Here is a 17468-nt window from a genome sequence, read left to right as displayed (position 1 = left end):
CGACTCTGACCCCGGTTTCCGCTCACCCCGGTTTCCCGACTCTGACCCCGGTTTCGGTCCGGGAGCCGGTAAACTTGCACGGTTTTCGAAGATACCCGGTAGTTTTCATGTCCCGATTCCCCGCCCTTACCCTGCTGGCCGGCACCGTGCTGTCGCTGGCAGCCTGCAGCGCGAGCGCTCCGCTGAGCCGCGTTGCCCCGGTTCCGGCCGACGCCGTCGTGGCTCCGGCCAATGCCCCCAATGACAACCTCAATGCCGTGCTGTGGGTGCAGCGTTCGCAGGAGTATCGGGCCAGTGCATTGCAGACCTGGAAACTGGCCGGCGCACAGCTGGACGCCGCATTGGCTGACGGCAACTGGACCGCGCTGCTGCCGGAAGAAGGCGGCAACCACCAGTCGGCCAAGCTGAAGCCGGCGGTGGTGGTGGACGTGGACGAAACCGTGCTCGACAACTCGCCCTACCAGGCGCGCCTGGTGCGTGATGGCAGCAGCTACAACGATGCCACCTGGGAAGCCTGGGTCAATGAGCGCAAGGCCCAAGCGGTGCCCGGCGCGGTGCAGTTCGCACAAGCCGCCGCGGCCAAGGGCGTGACCATGATCTACATCAGCAACCGCACCGCAGCGATGAAGGACGCCACCGTCGACAACCTGCGCAAGGTCGGTTTGCCGGTGGCCGATGACAGCGTCTACCTGGGCCTGGGCACGCCGGTGCCGGGCTGCACCGAGCATGGCAGCGAGAAGGGCTGCCGCCGCCAACTGGTGGCGCAGCAGTACCGCGTGCTGATGCAGGTGGGTGACCAGTTCACCGACTTCCTGCAGGTCGAGGACAACAGCCTGGCTGCGCGCGATCTGCTGCTGGACAAGTACCAGGGCTGGATCGGCTCGCGTTGGTGGATCCTGCCCAACCCCACCTATGGTGGCTGGGAAGGCGCGGCGATCAACAATGCCTGGTCGCTGCCGGCGGACCTGCGCAACGGCGCCAAGCGCGAAGCGCTGGAGGTGGCCCGATGAGCCGCGCACCGCTGCCGCTGCGTGATGACGAGCGCCTGATCTTCGCCCTGGACGTGGCCGGCAAGGCCGAGGCCATCGAGTGGGTGGACAAGCTTGGCGATGCCGTTTCGTTCTACAAGATCGGCATGGAGCTGCTGGCCTCCGGCGAGTACTTCGACGTGCTCGACGCACTGGCTGCACGCGACAAGCGCGTGTTCGTCGACCTGAAATTCTTTGACATTCCGGCCACCCTCGCCGGTGTGATCCGTCGCCTGTCGCAGTGGCCGGTCAGTTACTGCACCATCCATGGCTGGCACCCGGCGATGATGGAAGCCGCTGCCGCCGCCAATACCTCGGACATGCGCCTGTTGGCAGTGACTGTGCTGACCTCGATGGGGCGGCCGGACCTGGCGCAGATGGGCATCGACCGCGAGCCGGTGGACGTGGTGGTGGAGCGCGCGCTGGCCGCGCAGCGCGCCGGCATCGACGGCGTGATTGCTTCCGGCCAGGAGGCCGCACCTATCCGCGCGGCTACAGGTCAGGGTTTCTCCATCGTCTGCCCCGGCATCCGCCCCGGCGGCCCGGTAGGCGATGACCAGCAGCGCACCGTGGGCGTGGCCCAGGCCTTTGCCGACGGTGCCGATGCCATCGTGGTGGGCCGTCCGATCCGTCTTGCGCCTGATCCGCGCGCGATGGCCTTGGAGATTCAACGCGAAATTGCGGAATCAATTAAATAAATTCAATCACTTACAGTGAGGTTTATAAAGTGTTGCTTTAACTGAATCCGACGCGTAGGCTACGTCTCGTCCCCGGCCCTGCCGGCGATGCGTCAAACATGTCTACCGGCCTTGCGCCGGCTTGGGGGGTCTGTCACCGGCAACGGGGCGGCCTCTTTTTTTATGCCGGGATTCGGGCGTCGGGATTGGGGATTCGTAGTGGGCAACCGCGCTCGTCGTTTTGGGGAGTGGGGCTCCTGCTGTCCATCTTTACCCAATCCCGAATCCCGACTCCCCAATCCCGAATCCCCGCCCCAACGTGACGGCCGTGCTTGCTGCTGTCACCGGGCAGGCATCAAGATGCTCGGCCTACGGGGAGGATCGACGCCGCCATGCAACGCCGTTCATTACGCAGCTGCCACCGCATCGTATTGGCTTCGGTCTGCCTTGTAGCCCTGCTGGCGGCCTGCAAGCGCAACACTGAACCCTTGCCCGGTGCTGCCACCGAGCCGGCCGCCGCGGTGCGGCAGATGGCCCAGTACCTGCACGACAATGATCTTGCTGGCTACGCAAGGGTCTCGGTGCCACCGACGCAATACGCCGCGCTGGAGTCGGCGTGGGCGCAGGGCCACAGCCGCTGGCCGCTCACCGGGCTGCCGCTGGATGAAAAACTGCCGACCTTGCTGACCACGCTGTCGGAGCAGGGCGCCGAGCAGAAGTTGCAACGCGCCTTCCGGGCGCAGTTCGAAGGGCAGTCGGCGGCGGTGCGCCAGGCCGCGCATTCGCTGGGTATGTTCGGCGTGCAGTACATCACCCACCAGGGCGACTACAGCGCTGAGGAACGGGCCCACTACGTGCAACTGGTAACTGCGTTGAGCGACTGGGCGCAGTCGGCACCGCTGTCCGACCCCAAGCTGGCCAAGGCCAACATCGCGACACTGACGGCGGCGGCGCGCGCTACCGGGCTGAGCTCTGCGGACAGCTTCCAACAGGCCGGCATGACTACCAGCTTGCAGCGGCTGGGGCCGTTTGCCGCGGCGTTGAAGCAGGTCCTGGCCAGCTACGGCCTGCCTTTGGACGAGAGTGTGGCGCAGATGCGCACAGGCCTGACCGCACAGGAGGGCGACAACGCGCTGGTGCGCGTGCAGTACCCACTGGCGGGGAAAGAAATTGACCTGCAGGTCGCCTTGGTCCGCCGCGAGCAGCACTGGTACCTGGCCCGTACCTTGGCCGAAACCGACGCCCTGCTGGCTGCCGCCGCCGCGGCTGAACAGGCAAAGATCGATGCCGCAGCCGCTGCGGCGGTGCCGGCCGAATCGGGCACGGAGCAAGCACCGGACAGCGCCAAAACCGCAGCTAAGCCATAATGCCGCGGATGCCGAAACAGAATTCCCAGCCCGAACAGGGTGATCTTCTTCCCCCGGACGACGCCAACCCGGCGCCGGACACCCCCACTGCTGCCATTGTTCCGGGGGCTGCCGCGCGTGCGCCGCAAGCCCGTGCCGGCGGCCGGCGCCCGCTGTGGGCGCGCCTGCTGGGCAAATTGATCGAGCCCTGGCTGGGCCTGAAGATCGAACCCGAACAGGCCGGCCAACACAACGATGGCCGGCCCGTGGTCTACGTGCTGGAGGACTACGGTCTGTCCAACGCGCTGATCCTGGACAAGGCCTGCCGCGACGCCGGGCTGCCGTCACCGCTGGTGCCGCTGGCCGGTGATCCGACCGGGCGCAAGCGTGCCTACGTGGCGCTGTCGCGCCGCTCCAGCAACAACTCCCTGATCCCCGAGCAGCGTGGCGCCAAGACCCACTCCGACTCACTGGCCAAGCTGTTGCAGGCACACCGCGCCAACCCCGGCCTGGATGTGCACCTGGTGCCGGTGTCGATCTTCGTCGGCCGTGCCCCGGACAAGCAGAGCGGCTGGTTTGCCGTGCTGTTCTCGGAAAACTGGGCACTGGTGGGCCGCTTCCGTCGCCTGCTGGCAATCCTGCTCAACGGTCGCGACACCATCGTGCGCTTCGCTCCGCCGGTGTCGCTGCGCGAAACGGTGGACGAGGGGCTGGAGCCGGAACGCACCGTGCGCAAGTTGCAGCGTGTGCTGCGCACCCACTTCCGTCGCATCCGCGAGTCGATCATCGGCCCCGACCTGTCCACCCGTCGCCTGTTGGTGGACAAGGTGCTGGAGTCGGACCCGGTCCGCGAAGCCATCGCCGTACAGGCCAAGCGCGACAACTCCAAGACCACCGATGCCTGGAAGAAGGCGCAGGGCTATGCCTGGGAAATTGCCGCCGATTACTCCACCCCGGTGGTGCGTTCGGCCAGCTTCCTGCTCAGCCATGTGTGGAACCGGATCTACGCCGGCGTGCTGGTGCACCACCTGGACAAGTTCAAGGAAGCCGCGCCCGGCCACGAAATCGTCTACGTGCCCAGCCACCGCAGCCACATGGACTACCTGCTGCTGAGCTACCTGCTGTACGACCGGGGCATCGTGCCGCCGCACATCGTGGCCGGCATCAACCTCAACCTGCCGGTGGTCGGCACCTTGCTGCGCAAGGGCGGCGCCTTCTTCATCCGGCGTTCGATCAAGGGCAACGCGCTGTACTCGGCCGTGCTCAGCGAGTACGTGGCGCAGCTGGTCGCGGGCGGTTATTCGATCGAATACTTCGTCGAAGGCGGGCGCTCGCGTACCGGACGACTGCTGCAGCCCAAGGGCGGCATGATCTCGATGACCCTGCGTGCCTTCCTGCGCCAACCGCGCAAGCCGGTGCTGTTCCAGCCCATCTACGTCGGCTATGAAAAGCTGATGGAGGGCAACAGCTACCTGGACGAACTGTCCGGCCGGCCGAAGGAAAAGGAATCGATCTGGGCCCTGCTGTGGGGCATCCCCAAGGTGCTCAAGCAGAACTACGGCCAGGTGGTGGTGAACTTCGGTGAGCCGATCGCGCTGAACGACGTGCTGGCCGAGAAGGCACCGGACTGGGACGGCCAGCCGGTTGGCGAGGACGAGAAGCCGGTGTGGCTGTCGAGCACCGTCAACACTCTGGCCGAGATGATCCAGGAGCGCGTCAACGCCGCTGCCGACGTCAATCCGATCAACCTGCTGGCGCTGGCCCTGCTGTCCACGCCCAAGCATGCGATGGGCGAGGCCGACCTGATCGCACAGATCGAGCTGAGCAAGAAGCTGCTGGTGGAAATGCCGTACTCCGACCGGGTCACGGTCACCCCGCATTCGCCCGAGCGCATCATCGCCCACGCCGAGGAAATCAACGTCCTCACCCGCATCAAGCACCCGCTGGGCGATGTGCTCAGCGTCAGCGGCGACACCGCCGTGCTGCTGAGCTATTTCCGCAACAACGTGGTGCACCTGTTCACGGCCTCCTCGTGGGTGGCCTGTTGTTTCCAGAACAACCGCCGTATGAGCCGGGGCGGCCTGCTGCGCTTGGGCCGTGGTTTGTACCCGTTCCTGCAGCAGGAGCTGTTCCTGCCATGGACCGAGGACGAGTTCGCCGCGCGCATCGACCAGACCATCGCCGTGTTCGTGCGCGAAGGCCTGTTGCAGCATGTAGGCGAGGACGACGGCGGCATGCTGGCACGCAGCACCGGCCAGACCGACGAGGTGTTCCGCCTGCGTGCCATTGGCCACTCGCTGCAGCAGGCGTTCGAGCGTTATTACATCGCCATCTCGGTGCTGGTGAAGAACGGCCCAGGCACCCTGGGTGCTGCGGAGCTGGAGAGCCTCTGCCAGCAGGCCGCGCAGCGCTTGAGCCTGCTGTACGCGCCGGCGGCGCCCGAGTTCTTCGACAAGTCGCTGTTCCGCGGCTTCATCCAGAAGATGCGCGAGCTGCGCCTGGTCTGGCCCGACGAGAACAGCAAGCTGTTGTTCGACGAACGCCTGGACGCCTGGGCCAAGGACGCCAAGTTCATCCTCGGCCGCGAGCTGCGCCACACCATCGAGAGGGTCAGCCCGGAAGCGGTGAAGCCGGAATCGGTGGCGGCTGGCGAACAGTGATCATCTGACGGGACGGCAGTTTCTGCCGTCCCGGGTCGCCGTTGCGGACGTGCGGCACAGGCGGATCATCGCCTTGGGCTAAAACCGGATACGGAGCTTGAGAGCCGTCTGCAAACCGGGAATACTCCGCCTCAACACACAGGGGCGGGCAACAGCATGCGTATTCCAGGGTTGGTCATGGCAATCGCCGTGACGTTGGCGTGTGGGAACCAAGCCAAGGCTGCCGACGCCTTGCCTGCATTTTCAGATGGGGATATGGAGGCGGCCCGTGCGGTGCCGTTGTATCTGGTTTCCCATCAACTTACCGTGCGCCCGCAGGTGGCATACCGCTTCCTCAAAACTCCTTCCGTGATTGGTGGGCCCTACCAGGGCATGAACATGGCGCAGAGCGTAGGCGTCAATGTTGCAGGTGCGTTGGTCGCGAATTTGCTGATCAATGCGTCAGAAGCCGAGGTTGCGGTCCAGCAAGCCGAAGACAGCTGGCGTTGGTTGCAGGCTGGCAAATGCACCTCGGATGCGGATGCCCCCGTGCGTAATGCGCTGCAGGAAGCCTTGCGCCAGTCCAACATCACCACGGTCGCGCAGACGGGTGTACTGGAAAGGCGTGATCTCGAAGACGTTGTCACAGCCCGGGGCGAGCGGCTGGTCCTGCAGTACAGCACAAGCTTTACCCCCGGTCTGAGCGCCGTGCTTACTTCCGTGGTGGTCACCGGCTGGGGGCCAGCGGACGCGAAAGGCAAATCACAGAAGTCCCCGCGTTGGGCCAATGTACTGATGTCGGGTTCTTCGCCGTTGATCCTGCCGGCGAAAACCGAGCGTGACACCGCTCTGTTGCTTCGTACCGCAGAGCAGGCATATGCAGACAGTGGCAACAGTGCCTTGATCGCCAAGGTGAATGCTGCCGGCCACAATGCCGACCGGCAAGAACGCCAGCGGGCAGTGGATGCATTGCGCCGACATGGCAGGATCATGCGCGAAGCGAAGGAGGACGAATGGACCGACGCTACCGAGCCGATGCGGCGGGCAATCTATTGGACCGATGACCAGTGCGCCCTGCAGAACCAGGCAGTGCAGGACAACGCTGCCGAAGTCGGCCGCTTGCTGAAGGCCATGCTTTCCTCGGAATTGCCCGATGCAAAGCAGATTGTGGAAGCACCGGCTTTCACCCAGGCCAGTGCGGAGCGGGGTGATGGCGCAATATTCGATCGACCCTCACTGCGCGAGGTGGAGGCGTTCACCCGTTCATTCCATCTTTCCCGGGCGGTTGGCTACCGGCTGCAGCCCGCGTTCTTCGATAGCGTCCTGTTGCCGGACGCAGACAGCAGGTAGCCATTCGGGATCGGCTGCCAAGCAACCGGGTTGCCGTTGCGATCAGGATGCATGGTTGTCGGTGGCGGTTACGCGTTGAAGGCTTTGAAGCCGCTTCGCAGCTGCAGGTGATGCTGGGCGTCAGCGGAATTTCGCTTCTGGGCCGGGCGTCCCGGCCTTGGAAGTGGCGGCGCCAAAGCCACCCAGCGCGGCGACGCCGACCGCGCTGGCAATGACAACGATGATGGCAGCGCGCCAGTAGCGCTGCATCCAGAGCTGCTGCAGGTCACGCAGCAGCGCCAGGCTCATGCAGGCTCGTCCGGTATCAGCATGCACTCCAGCTTGAAGATGCAGTCCTTGAGCTGCAGCTTGCGCCGCTTCAGGCGCTTGGCTTCCAGGTCATCATCCGGATTGGCGGCCAGGCGAGCGATCTGCTCGTCCAGGCCACGGTGTTCAGCGCGCAGCTCGGCAATGCGCTGGTGCAGTTCGTCAGCTGGCGGCAGGGTGGGCATGTCACCAGCTTAGCCGGTCATTGCGGCCAGTTCACGTATACCGGGTTGCCCAGCATTCGCAGGCTGCCGTCGGCATCGCGTGCGTCAACCCGTAGCCAGTGCCGTTGGCCGTCCGAGCGCCAGCGCAGGCTGGCCCGTTGGCTGCCGTTTGCGTCGACCTCCACGGTGGTCGGATAGCGACGGCCATCCACGACGAATTCGATCTTCAGCCTGCGGGGATAGTCCAGTTGCGTATGCAGCGTGGCCCATTGCCCCGCAGGCAGATCCAGCTGCTGCCCCATTTCGGCCCGCGTGCCGGCATCGCCCTGCAACCACAGCTCCAGGCCACTGGCAGCGACGTTGTCCACGTCCACGACCACCCGGCCTTGGCGGATTGCCGCCAGGATCGCTTCCCGGGACAGCGCGCTGGCATGCACCAGGGTGGCCGGCAGGCCGATTGGCGATGGGCCATCGGCTGCGCCCGGGTTGTGGCTGTCGCTGCCACCGATGGCGGTCATGCGCCGGCCCTGCTGCAGTTGCTGCTCCCAGAAGCCCACGCCCGAACGGGGGCCATCGGCTTGCCTGGCATTGACCACTTCCACCGCGCCCACAGCGGCCATGTCCACGGGCCTGGCCGGTGTCCAGCCGCAGCCCATGCAGTCCTCGCCCGAGGGCAGTGCCGGGTGGTTGATGGAGAGCAGGGCGCCGCTGTTGTTGACCTCGCGCAGCAGCGGGTTCCAGTCGGGCAGGGTATCCCCCAGTCGGAAGGGCAGCGGACCGTTCACCCCGAACACATTGGCGTGGCCCTGGAAGGTGGTGACCTCCATGCCCGGGATCAGCAGCAGACGATCGAACCAGGGTTGGTGCCGGGCCAGTTCGTCCAGGTGCGAGATCGTGTTGTGCTCGGTGACCGCGACGAAATCCAGCCCTTGCCGCACCGCGGCCTGCAGGCTCAGGAACAGCGGGCAAGCGACCTTGTTGCCCTGCTGGCTGCTGCAGCTGCCGTCGCTGTGGGTACTGTGCATGTGCAGATCGCCGCGATACCACGCTGCTTCATCGCGCAGCACCAGCGGCTTACGGTCACGGCCGGCCTGCACTTCGTCTTCGCTCCACAGGGTCACGCTGACGTTGTAGGGGGTTTGAACGCGGGCACGGATGTTGGGTACGCCCAGCAACACCTTCCATTGCCCGGCGGGCATTGCACCGGGAAGGTAGCCACCACTTGCGTCATACCGGGACACGCTGATCGCGCGGCGTGAACCCCCGCTCCAGCCGCGGAAGCCCTGCGCGTCCAGCAGGCCGAGGTCGACGACGGTGCGCTCATCGCCGCCGTCGTGTTGCAGGGTGACATCGACCCTGCCGGTGCCGTCGGGCACCGTGAACGGCAGTTCCAGGTAGTGCTGGTGGTCCTTGCCGGTCAGCGTGCCCTGCAGGTGCAGGGTCTGCGCGGCGTGGGCACACGTGCTGGCGGCAAGCGCCGCCAGCAGCATCGGCAACAGGGCGCGCATCAGAACTGGTACATCACGGCCAAACGGTAATTGCGGCCCAGCAGCGGCCGCGCGATGAAGGCGCTGGCACCGGCATCGCTGCTGGCCAGTTCACCGGCCCGCGGATTGCCTTCGGTCAGGCCCAGGGAGTTGGTGACATTGTCGATGTAGCCGTAGACCGAGAAGCGGTCGGTCAGCGCGTAGCGTGCACTGAGGTTGAGCAGCTGGTAGGACGGCAGCCGCACCGAGTTGGCGGTGTCCACATAGCGTTCGCCCTGGTGCTCGGCGGCGGCCTGCAGGCGCAGGCGCTGGTCGAGCAGGTTGACGCCTGCCACCACGCGCGCGCCAAGTTCCGGTACGCGGATCAGCTGGTTGCCGACGAAGTCGCGCAGCACCGGTGCACCGTTGACCAGCTCGCTGTAGCGCAGGTCGCGGTACTGCGCATCCTGCCAGGTGGCGTTGAGCTTCAGGTCGAACCAGTCAGTGGGATACCACGCCGTCTCCAGTTCCAGCCCGAAGGTCCGGGTGCTGGCATAGCCTGCTTCGCGCGTGGACACGCCGGTGTTCGGGTTGAAGCTGTAGTTGCTGAAGCCGACGTTGTCGTACTTGGTGTAGAAGGCGGTAGCGTAGGCGCTGAACAGGGGGTTGGCGAACTTGAAGCCGATCTCGGCCAGGTCCATGGTCTGGGTGTCGGCGGCCTTGCCGTTGGCTGCAGCGCAGGCGGCCACGGTTTCGGCCGAGGTTGCGTCGCAGTTGTCGTTGCGGGTGATGTAGTTGCCCAGGCTTGGCAGGCGGAAGGCCGAGGTCCAACGCCCGAACAGGCCCATGCTGTCGCTGAACTGCCAATTGGCACCGATCGACCAGCCCAGGTCATCCGAACTCAGGTCGTGGTGCACGTACATGCCCGAGCCGGTCAGCATCTGCGAGGTGGCCAAGGTGCCGCCGTCGACGCTGCGACGCACTTCGTTCCAGCCGCTGCTGCTGGCTTTCTCCCAGCGCAGGCCGCTGTCGATGCGCAGCTTGTCGTTCACCTGCCACTCGTCGCTGACGTAGAACGCATGCGTCTTCTGCTCGCCGGAGGCATTGTTCCATTCGTAGCCATAGCGCCACACGCCGTTGTCGCTGAGCGTGTCCAGCACCTGGCCATTGGCATCCAGCGCGACCAGGTCCAGCAGGCTGGCATTGTTGCTTGCATCCATCAGCACGGAGGAGGAGTAGCGGGTGTAGTCCTCCTTGGTCGAGGCCAGGTAGTAGCCGAGGGTGAGGTTGTGCTGTTGCCCACCGAGCGCGAAGCTGCGCATCAGGCGGGTGTCGTTGACGAACTCGCGCACCGGGATGTCCAGCCCGCGCAAGCCACCGATCACCAGCAGCCCGTTGCCGTTCTGTGAGGCGGTGTCGAAGCCACCGCTGCCGTTGACATAGCGCAGGCCCAGCGCGGTGGCACCTGGCACCGATGCGAGCAGGCTCTTCTGCCCGTCAAGGAAGCTGGCGGCGGGGGTCAGCGTGTTCGGGAACACGCCGTTGCGGATGGTGTCGGTCTTGCTGAAGCGCGCCGATTGCGACAGTTCCCAATCGCCGCCCAATTCCGTTTCCAGCTTGAGCGTGAGCTGGTCGCGCTTTACGTGGGTGCCTTCGCTGTTGTCGAAGTCCCAACCCCGACCATCGGCGGTCTTCATGGTCAGGTGTCGGGTTTCCGGACCGGCCAACGTGCCGTGGTTGCCGTCGAAGCCGGGTACCGCGCGGATGTCGCCATTGCCGTTGGTATACATCGGGATGCCCAGATACAGGGCCACGCGGTCATCCATGTGCTTGGCGTCGACGCTGAAGCGGCCGCCTTCGAACTCCTTGGCCAGGTTCAGGCGGAACTGGCCACCATCGTTGCCGTTGAATCCGGGATCGCGCACCCCCTCCTCGACCCGGTAGAAACCACCCAGCAGCAACTTCCAGCCATTGGCCAGCGGGCTGCCATAGGCGAAGTCCAGGCGGTTCAGGCCACTGTCGCCGACGGTGTACTTGAACACGCCGCTGGCTTCCTCGCTGACCTGGCGCGGAATGAAGTTGATCGCACCGGCCGGTGCGTTGGAATACATCACCGAGGCCGGGCCACCACGCACCACCTCGATGCGTTCGATGGTTTCGTCCAGGCGGAAGGCCTGATCGCCGTTCAGGTAGCCCAACGCCGGGTCATGCACCACCGGAATGCCATCCTCCAGCAGGGTGACCGAGCCGAAGCCATCGACCGGGATGCCGCGCGCGCGGATGTTGCCACTGGCTTCGCCGCCGGACGCTTCCACCCAGAAGCCCGGCACCGACTTCAAGGCCTCGGTAACGCTGGTGGGCGCCTGCATGCGCAGTTGTTCTTCCTCGATGTTGGTGACCGAGTAGCTGGTCTCGGCCTTGGTACGAAGGCCGGTGCCACTGCGGCCGGTGACCACGACCGTATCCAGGTCCTTGGCGGCGGTGGTGGAGGAACTGGCCACATCCTGGGCAAGCACGGTGGCCGGGGCGAGGGCGGAAGACAGCAACAACGCACGGCAGACGGCAGAGGCAAGGCGGTTATCGAGCACGACGGGATCAAAGGCTGAACGGTAGGAGCCAGCGATGCTGTCAGCGCGGGGTGACGTGGCCATTACGCTTTTGTGCAAGCTGTACTGCGATGCGGCTGCCGCGCGCGGGCCCAGCCGGTAGAATGCAGGCAATGAGCGCCGTCATTCCCCTGCCCGATCCCGCACCGCGGGCCCGCGATCCGCGCGTGGCCGAACGCGAACACCAGAAACTCAACAAACGCCTGCGCCGTCAGGTAGGTCAGGCCATTGCCGACTTCGGCATGATCGAGGCCGGCGACAAGGTGATGGTCTGCCTGTCCGGCGGCAAGGACAGCTATACCTTGCTGGACATCCTGCTGCAGCTGCAGAAGAAGGCACCGGTGCCGTTCGAGCTGGTGGCGGTCAACCTGGACCAGAAGCAGCCAGGCTTCCCTGAACACGTGCTGCCCGAATACCTGGCATCGATCGGCGTGCCGTATCACATCATCGAACAGGACACCTATTCGGTGGTCAGCCGGGTGATCCCGGAAGGCAAGACCATGTGCTCGCTGTGCTCACGCATGCGCCGTGGCTCGTTGTACACCTATGCCGAAGCCAATGGCTTCACCAAGATCGCGCTGGGCCACCACCGCGATGACATGGTGGCCACGTTCTTCATGAACCTGTTCCACCATTCCAAGATCTCCGGCATGCCGCCCAAGCTGCGCAGTGATGACGGCAAGCATGTAGTGATCCGCCCGCTGGCCTATGTGCGCGAGACGGACATCATCGACTACGCCACCACGCGCCAGTTCCCGATCATTCCGTGCAACCTGTGCGGCAGCCAGGAAAACCTGCAGCGCAAGCAGGTCGGCTTGATGATGAAGCAATGGGAGAAGGACAGCCCCGGCCGCATCGAGCAGATCTCGCGCGCGCTGGGTGACATCCGTCCTTCGCAGCTGGCTGACCCCAAGCTGTTCGACTTCATGGCGCTGGGCCGCCGTGACGACGCACAGCTGCCCGATGCCCACGCGTGGTTGGCGGGCGGTGACAGACAGGACGATCAAGAAGCCTTTCCTCCAGCAGGGGAAGGGTTGGGATGAGGGTGGGTACTATCGTGCTGATCTGAAGCACGTTGGCAGGCCTCATCCACATCCGCTCGACGGGCCGCTTTCTCCACTGCGAGAAGGCCGCCCCGGACTCTGAATTCGAAATAGGACATCCATGTTTTTCAAGAACCTCACGCTGTTCCGTTTCCCTACTTCCATTGATTTTTCCGAGGTCGACACGCTGCTGCCGCAGGTGGTGCTCAAGCCGGTCGGCGCGCTGGAAATGACGTCGCGTGGTTTCATCTCGCCGTTCGGTCGCGAAGAAAGGAGCCAGTTTTCGCACCGCATCGGTGATGCGCTGTGGCTGACCGTAGGCGGTGAAGACAAGATCCTGCCCAGCGTGGTGGTCAACGACCTGCTGGCGCGCAAGCTGGAAGAGATCGAAGAGAAGGAAGGCCGCAAGCCTGGTGGCCGCGAGCGCAAGCGCCTGAAGGACGACCTGCTGCACGAGCTGCTGCCGCGTGCCTTCGTCAAAAGCTCGCGTACCGACGCCTTCCTGGACCTGCAGCATGGCTACGTGGCCGTCGACAGCTCCAGCCGCAAGACCGGCGAGAACGTGATGAGCGACATCCGCGGCATGCTCGGCAGCTTCCCTGCGATGCCGCTGAACGCCGAAGTCGCACCGCGTTCGATCCTGACCGCATGGATCGCTGGCGAGCCGCTGCCCGAAGGCCTGAGCCTGGGTGAAGAATGCGAGATGAAGGATCCGGCCGAAGGCGGCGCGGTGGTCAAGTGCCAACACCAGGAACTGCGCTGCGACGAGATCGACAAGCACCTGGACGCAGGCAAGCAGGTCACCAAGCTTGCGCTGGTGTTCGAGGACAATCTTTCCTTCGTGCTGGGCGACGACCTGATCGTGCGCAAGCTGAAGTTCCTGGATGGCGCGCTGGACCAGCTTGAGCACATCGACGAGGAAGGCCGCCGTGCCGAACTGGATGCACGCTTTGCCTTGCAGAGCGGCGAAATCCGCCGGCTTTTCCTGCTGCTGGAGCAGGCCTTCAAGCTGAGCAAGGCTGACAGCTGAACCCGTTGCTGACCTACCCGGTTTCGTAACCGGGTAGGGACTATGCTGGGCATATGGCCAGTTTGTTCCGTCGTCTGATTACGCCTGCCGCGCCGGTGATCCAGCGCGACACGGTGCGCTTGCGTCTGGACGATGCGGAAATCGAAGTACTGCGCGTGCGCGACCCGCGTGCACGCAGGTTGAAACTCAGTGTCGACGAGCGCGGCGCACGATTGACGATGCCGCTGCGCGCCAGCCTGGTATCGGGCGAACGCTTCCTGCAGGCCAACCGGCAATGGTTGCAGCAGCAGCTGGCGCGACTGGGCGGCGACGGGCTGCTGGCACCTGCGCTGCAACTGCGTCAGCCCGGCGTGCTGCCATTGCGCGGGGCGTTGTTGCCGGTGCAATGGCAGGAAGGACGCTTTGCCCGGATCGAGGCGACAGCGGATGCGGTGAGCATTGAGCTGCCCGCACGCGCAGGTGAACCTGCATTACGGCGCGCGCTGCGTGAGTTCTATGAAGTGCAGGTGCGCGCCGATGTCGGGCAGTGGCTGCCGCGCTACCTGCCGGGCCTGGGCCGCGCACCGACGCGGTTGCGGCCCAAGGTGATGTCCTCGCAATGGGGATCGCTGGCGCCTGATGGATCGATGGCATTGGATTTGGCGTTGGTGTTGGCGCGCCCGTCGGCGTTCGAGTACGTGTTGGTGCACGAGCTCTGCCATCTGCTGCAGGCAAATCATTCGCCCGCGTTCTGGGCGGAGGTCGAGGCACGTTTTCCCGCATGGCGCGATGAGCGTGACTACCTGCGTGAGGAAGGCCGCAGGCTGAAGAGCACCTTGCATCAGTTGTTGCGCGCGCAGCCGGCTTGAGGGTTCCTGTAGCACGGGCGAGCGCGGTGCAGCGTCCGGACAGTGCGTGAACAGCCCCGGGTGCGCTGCGCTTACCCGGGCTACGGAATTGCCGGGCATGGCGCGGTACCACGCCTTCTCCCTTTGGCGAAGCCAGGGGGAGGGCTGGGGAGGGGTTCGCTTTTCGCGGGTAAAGCCCCTGCCGAGCATGGCTCGGCACTACCGCTGTTGCTCCCTCCCTTTCGCATAGCGAAGGGGAGGGCGGGGGAGGGGTGCTTCTAGCGCCGCGACTTATGCTGCCGCTGCTGCCTGACGGGTGATCAGCTGCAGGATGCTGGCCGCGGCATCGCGGCCTTCGGCCACTGCCGTGACCACCAGATCCGCACCGCGCACCACGTCGCCACCGGCGAACAGCTTGGGGTTGTGGGTCTGGAACGGCAGGCGGTTGGCGCCACCGGCGATGATGCGGCCATTGTTGCTGGCCTCCACGCCCTGCGATGCCAGCCATTCGGGCAAGCTCGGTGAGAAACCGAAGGCGATGATCACTACGTCCGCTTCCAACAGCGATTCGCTGCCTTCAATGGCCACTGCATTGCGACGACCATTGGCATCCGGAGCGCTCAACGCGGTCTCGACCACGGTCACGCCGATCACTTCATCGTCCGCACCGGCTTCAATCGCCAGCGGCTGGCGGTTGAACAGGAAGCGCACGCCTTCTTCGCGGGCATTGGCCACTTCGCGGGCCGAGCCCGGCATGTTGGCTTCATCGCGGCGGTAGGCGCAGGTCACCTTTGCCGCACCCAGGCGGATCGCGCTGCGCACGCAGTCCATGCCGGTGTCGCCGCCGCCCAGCACCACCACGCGCTTGCCGTTGAGGTCGGGCAGGGCGATCTGGTCTTCCCAGCCGGCAATCGGACGGCCCTGCGGGTCATTGCCGCCAACGATGCGGCTGTTCTGTACCAGGAAGGGCAGCGCCGGCAGCACATTCTTCAGGTCCTGGCCGATCAGGCCGCCGTCGGTGTAGCGGTAGGCGCCGGTGCCGAGGAACACCGCGTCGTAATCGGCCTGCAGTTGTTCGATGCTGATATCGCGACCGATCTCCACGCCCAGACGGAACTCAACGCCCATGCCCTCGAGAATCTCCCGGCGGCGCTGGATCACGTCCTTTTCAAGCTTGAAGCTGGGGATGCCGAACTGCAGCAGACCACCAATCTGTTCGTAGCGATCGAACACCACCGCCTGCACGCCGGCACGGGCCAGTCGATCGGCACACGCCAAACCTGCCGGGCCCGCGCCGACTATGGCCACGCGCTTGCCAGTGCTCTCGACCGCGATCAGGTCCGGCTTCCAGCCGGTAGCCAGGGCGGTGTCGACGATGTACTTCTCCACCGCACCAATGGTGACCGCGCCGAATTCCTCCAGCGTGCAGCTGCCTTCGCACAGGCGGTCCTGCGGGCAGACGCGGCCACAGACTTCGGGCAGTGGGTTGGTCGAATGACAGAGCGTTGCCGCTTCGTGGATGCGGTCTTCCTGCACCAGCTGCAGCCACTGCGGGATGGCGTTGTGCACAGGGCACTTCCAGCTGCAGTAGGGGTTGCCGCAATCCAGGCAACGACCGGCCTGGTACTGCGCATCGGTTTTGTCGAACTTGCCGTACAGCTCGCCCCAATCGCCGGACGTGCGCAACTCCACCGGAATGCGCTGCGGCATGGTGCGGGGCAGATCGAGGAACTGGAAGGCTTGCTTGCGGCTCATGGTTTTAAGGCTCAGAAACTAGTAGGTAGGAACCAGGAATCAGTGAAGGCAGAAGCAAATACTCGCTTCTGTTTTCTCTTCACTGGTTCCTGGCCTTAGGCTGCGCTGCGCAGCGCTTCGGCCAGCGATTCAATGCTGGCGGCCTTGGGTTTGACCAGCCAGAACTTGCCGACGTAATCGCGGAACTCATCCAGGATCTGCTGCGCCCAGATGCTGCCGGTCAACTCGCGGTGGCGGCCGATCAGGCTGTGCAGGTGTTGGCGATAGTTCTCGAAGCCTTCGGCCGAGATGCGATGGATGTCGATCAGTTCGTGGTTGTAGCGGTCGACGAAATCGCGATCGATATCCAGCACGTAGGCCAGGCCACCGGTAAAGCCGGCACCGAAGTTCAGGCCAACCTTGCCCAGCACCGCGACCACGCCGTCGGTCATGTATTCGCAGCAGTGGTCACCGGCACCTTCGATCACCGCCAGCGCGCCGGAGTTGCGTACGCCGAAGCGTTCGCCGGCACGGCCAGCGGCAAACAGTTCGCCGCCGGTCGCGCCGTACAGGCAGGTGTTGCCGACGATGGCGGTGTTGCGCGCCTCGAAGCGGGCGCCACGCGGTGGGCGCACCACCAGGCGGCCACCGGCCATGCCCTTGCCGACATAGTCGTTGGCTTCACCTTCCACTTCCAGGTTCAGGCCGCCGACGTTGAAGGCACCAAAGCTCTGCCCGGCGGTGCCGCGGAAGCGCAGGTTGAGTGGTGCCGCGTCCATGCCGTGGTTGCCATGCGCGCGGGCGATGGTGCCGGACAGGCGCGTGCCCACCGAGCGGTCGGTGTTGTGGATCAGGAAGCGATGCTCGCCGCCACGCTTGTGGGCGATGGCATCGGCCAGCAGGTCATCCATCTGCGTGGCCAGGCTGTCCGGCGACTGGTACAGGCGCTGTGCGGCGCAATGCGCGCCGTCGTAATGCGCGGGCGCCAGCAGACGCGACAGGTCGACCTTGACGCCGTCGCGTGGCGACACGTCCAACTGCTGCAGCAGGTCGGTGCGGCCGACGATTTCATCCAGCGACCGCGCGCCCAGATACGACAGCCATTCGCGCACTTCCTCGGCCAGCAGGCGGAAGAAGTTCTCCACGCGCTCCGGCAGGCCGGTGAAGTAGCCGGCACGCAGGCGCTCGTCCTGGGTAGCCACGCCGGTGGCGCAGTTGTTGAGGTGGCAGATGCGCAGGTACTTGCAGCCCA

At 65.1% G+C, this 17468-nt stretch carries 14 protein-coding genes; 8 read left to right on the top strand and 6 right to left on the bottom strand.

The genetic code is table 11. From position 1 onward, the window contains the following. Positions 1-107 precede the first annotated feature (107 nt). The 5 genes from RT460_RS18110 to RT460_RS18090 all read left to right on the top strand — a co-directional run bounded on the left by RT460_RS18110 (position 108) and on the right by RT460_RS18090 (position 7040). Positions 108-1010 carry an HAD family acid phosphatase gene (locus tag RT460_RS18110; protein WP_313321006.1) on the top strand — a complete coding sequence of 301 codons (903 nt, stop codon included), beginning with the start codon at positions 108-110 and terminating at the stop codon, positions 1008-1010. Beyond that, positions 1007-1726: an orotidine-5'-phosphate decarboxylase gene (gene pyrF, locus RT460_RS18105; RefSeq protein WP_313321004.1), complete on the top strand. Its 720-nt coding sequence runs from the start codon at positions 1007-1009 to the stop codon at positions 1724-1726. The genes RT460_RS18110 and pyrF overlap by 4 nt, the downstream gene beginning before the upstream one ends. 371 nt (positions 1727-2097) lie before the next feature. Next, a complete protein-coding gene (locus RT460_RS18100) occupies positions 2098-3072 on the top strand; it encodes a hypothetical protein (RefSeq protein WP_313321002.1) in 975 nt (324 codons plus the stop codon). 8 nt (positions 3073-3080) lie between these two features. Then, positions 3081-5711, top strand: a complete 2631-nt coding sequence (gene plsB / locus RT460_RS18095; RefSeq protein ID WP_313321000.1) for a glycerol-3-phosphate 1-O-acyltransferase PlsB — start codon at positions 3081-3083, stop codon at positions 5709-5711. A 231-nt stretch (positions 5712-5942) separates the two neighbouring features. After that, positions 5943-7040, top strand: a complete 1098-nt coding sequence (locus tag RT460_RS18090; protein WP_313320998.1) for a hypothetical protein — start codon at positions 5943-5945, stop codon at positions 7038-7040. A 120-nt stretch (positions 7041-7160) separates the two neighbouring features. Here RT460_RS18090 and RT460_RS18085 read toward each other — a convergent pair whose 3' ends face one another. Genes RT460_RS18085 through RT460_RS18070 form a run of 4 tightly spaced genes read right to left on the bottom strand, consistent with a single transcriptional unit; the run spans position 7161 to position 11627 of the window. Further along, a complete protein-coding gene (locus RT460_RS18085; protein WP_313320996.1) occupies positions 7161-7328 on the bottom strand; it encodes a hypothetical protein in 168 nt (55 codons plus the stop codon). Further along, positions 7325-7531: a DUF465 domain-containing protein gene (locus tag RT460_RS18080; RefSeq protein WP_313320994.1), complete on the bottom strand. Its 207-nt coding sequence runs from the start codon at positions 7529-7531 to the stop codon at positions 7325-7327. The genes RT460_RS18085 and RT460_RS18080 overlap by 4 nt, the downstream gene beginning before the upstream one ends. Positions 7532-7548: 17 nt before the next feature. Beyond that, positions 7549-9018, bottom strand: a complete 1470-nt coding sequence (locus RT460_RS18075) for a CehA/McbA family metallohydrolase (RefSeq protein WP_313320992.1) — start codon at positions 9016-9018, stop codon at positions 7549-7551. Beyond that, on the bottom strand, positions 9018-11627 hold the full coding sequence (locus tag RT460_RS18070) for a TonB-dependent receptor (RefSeq protein WP_313320990.1): 2610 nt from the start codon (positions 11625-11627) through the stop codon (positions 9018-9020). Before RT460_RS18070 ends, RT460_RS18075 begins: the two co-directional genes overlap by 1 nt. A gap of 59 nt (positions 11628-11686) precedes the next feature. Between RT460_RS18070 and ttcA the strand changes: the two genes are divergently transcribed. The 3 genes from ttcA (at position 11687) to RT460_RS18055 (ending at position 14503) form a co-directional block, all read left to right on the top strand. Beyond that, entirely contained in the window at positions 11687-12625 is a 939-nt protein-coding gene (gene ttcA / locus RT460_RS18065) for a tRNA 2-thiocytidine(32) synthetase TtcA (RefSeq protein WP_313320988.1), read from the top strand. Positions 12626-12746: 121 nt separating this feature from the next. Next, the gene (locus RT460_RS18060) at positions 12747-13655 is read left to right on the top strand and encodes a recombination-associated protein RdgC (protein WP_313320987.1); all 909 of its coding nucleotides are present in this window, start codon (positions 12747-12749) and stop codon (positions 13653-13655) included. Between the two features lie 53 nt (positions 13656-13708). Continuing rightward, positions 13709-14503, top strand: a complete 795-nt coding sequence (locus RT460_RS18055; RefSeq protein ID WP_313320985.1) for a SprT family zinc-dependent metalloprotease — start codon at positions 13709-13711, stop codon at positions 14501-14503. Positions 14504-14773: 270 nt separating this feature from the next. Here RT460_RS18055 and RT460_RS18050 read toward each other — a convergent pair whose 3' ends face one another. Continuing rightward, the gene (locus RT460_RS18050) at positions 14774-16237 is read right to left on the bottom strand and encodes an FAD-dependent oxidoreductase (RefSeq protein ID WP_313320984.1); all 1464 of its coding nucleotides are present in this window, start codon (positions 16235-16237) and stop codon (positions 14774-14776) included. 95 nt (positions 16238-16332) lie between these two features. Next, a partial coding sequence (locus RT460_RS18045; RefSeq protein ID WP_313320982.1) for a glutamate synthase-related protein occupies positions 16333-17468 on the bottom strand: 1136 nt, incomplete at its 5' end.

It is taken from the genome of Stenotrophomonas sp., from assembly GCF_032061965.1.
Taxonomy (GTDB): domain Bacteria; phylum Pseudomonadota; class Gammaproteobacteria; order Xanthomonadales; family Xanthomonadaceae; genus Stenotrophomonas.
The sequence above is the reverse complement of the archived record's forward strand: the minus strand, read 5'-3'. Positions and strand labels throughout refer to the sequence as shown.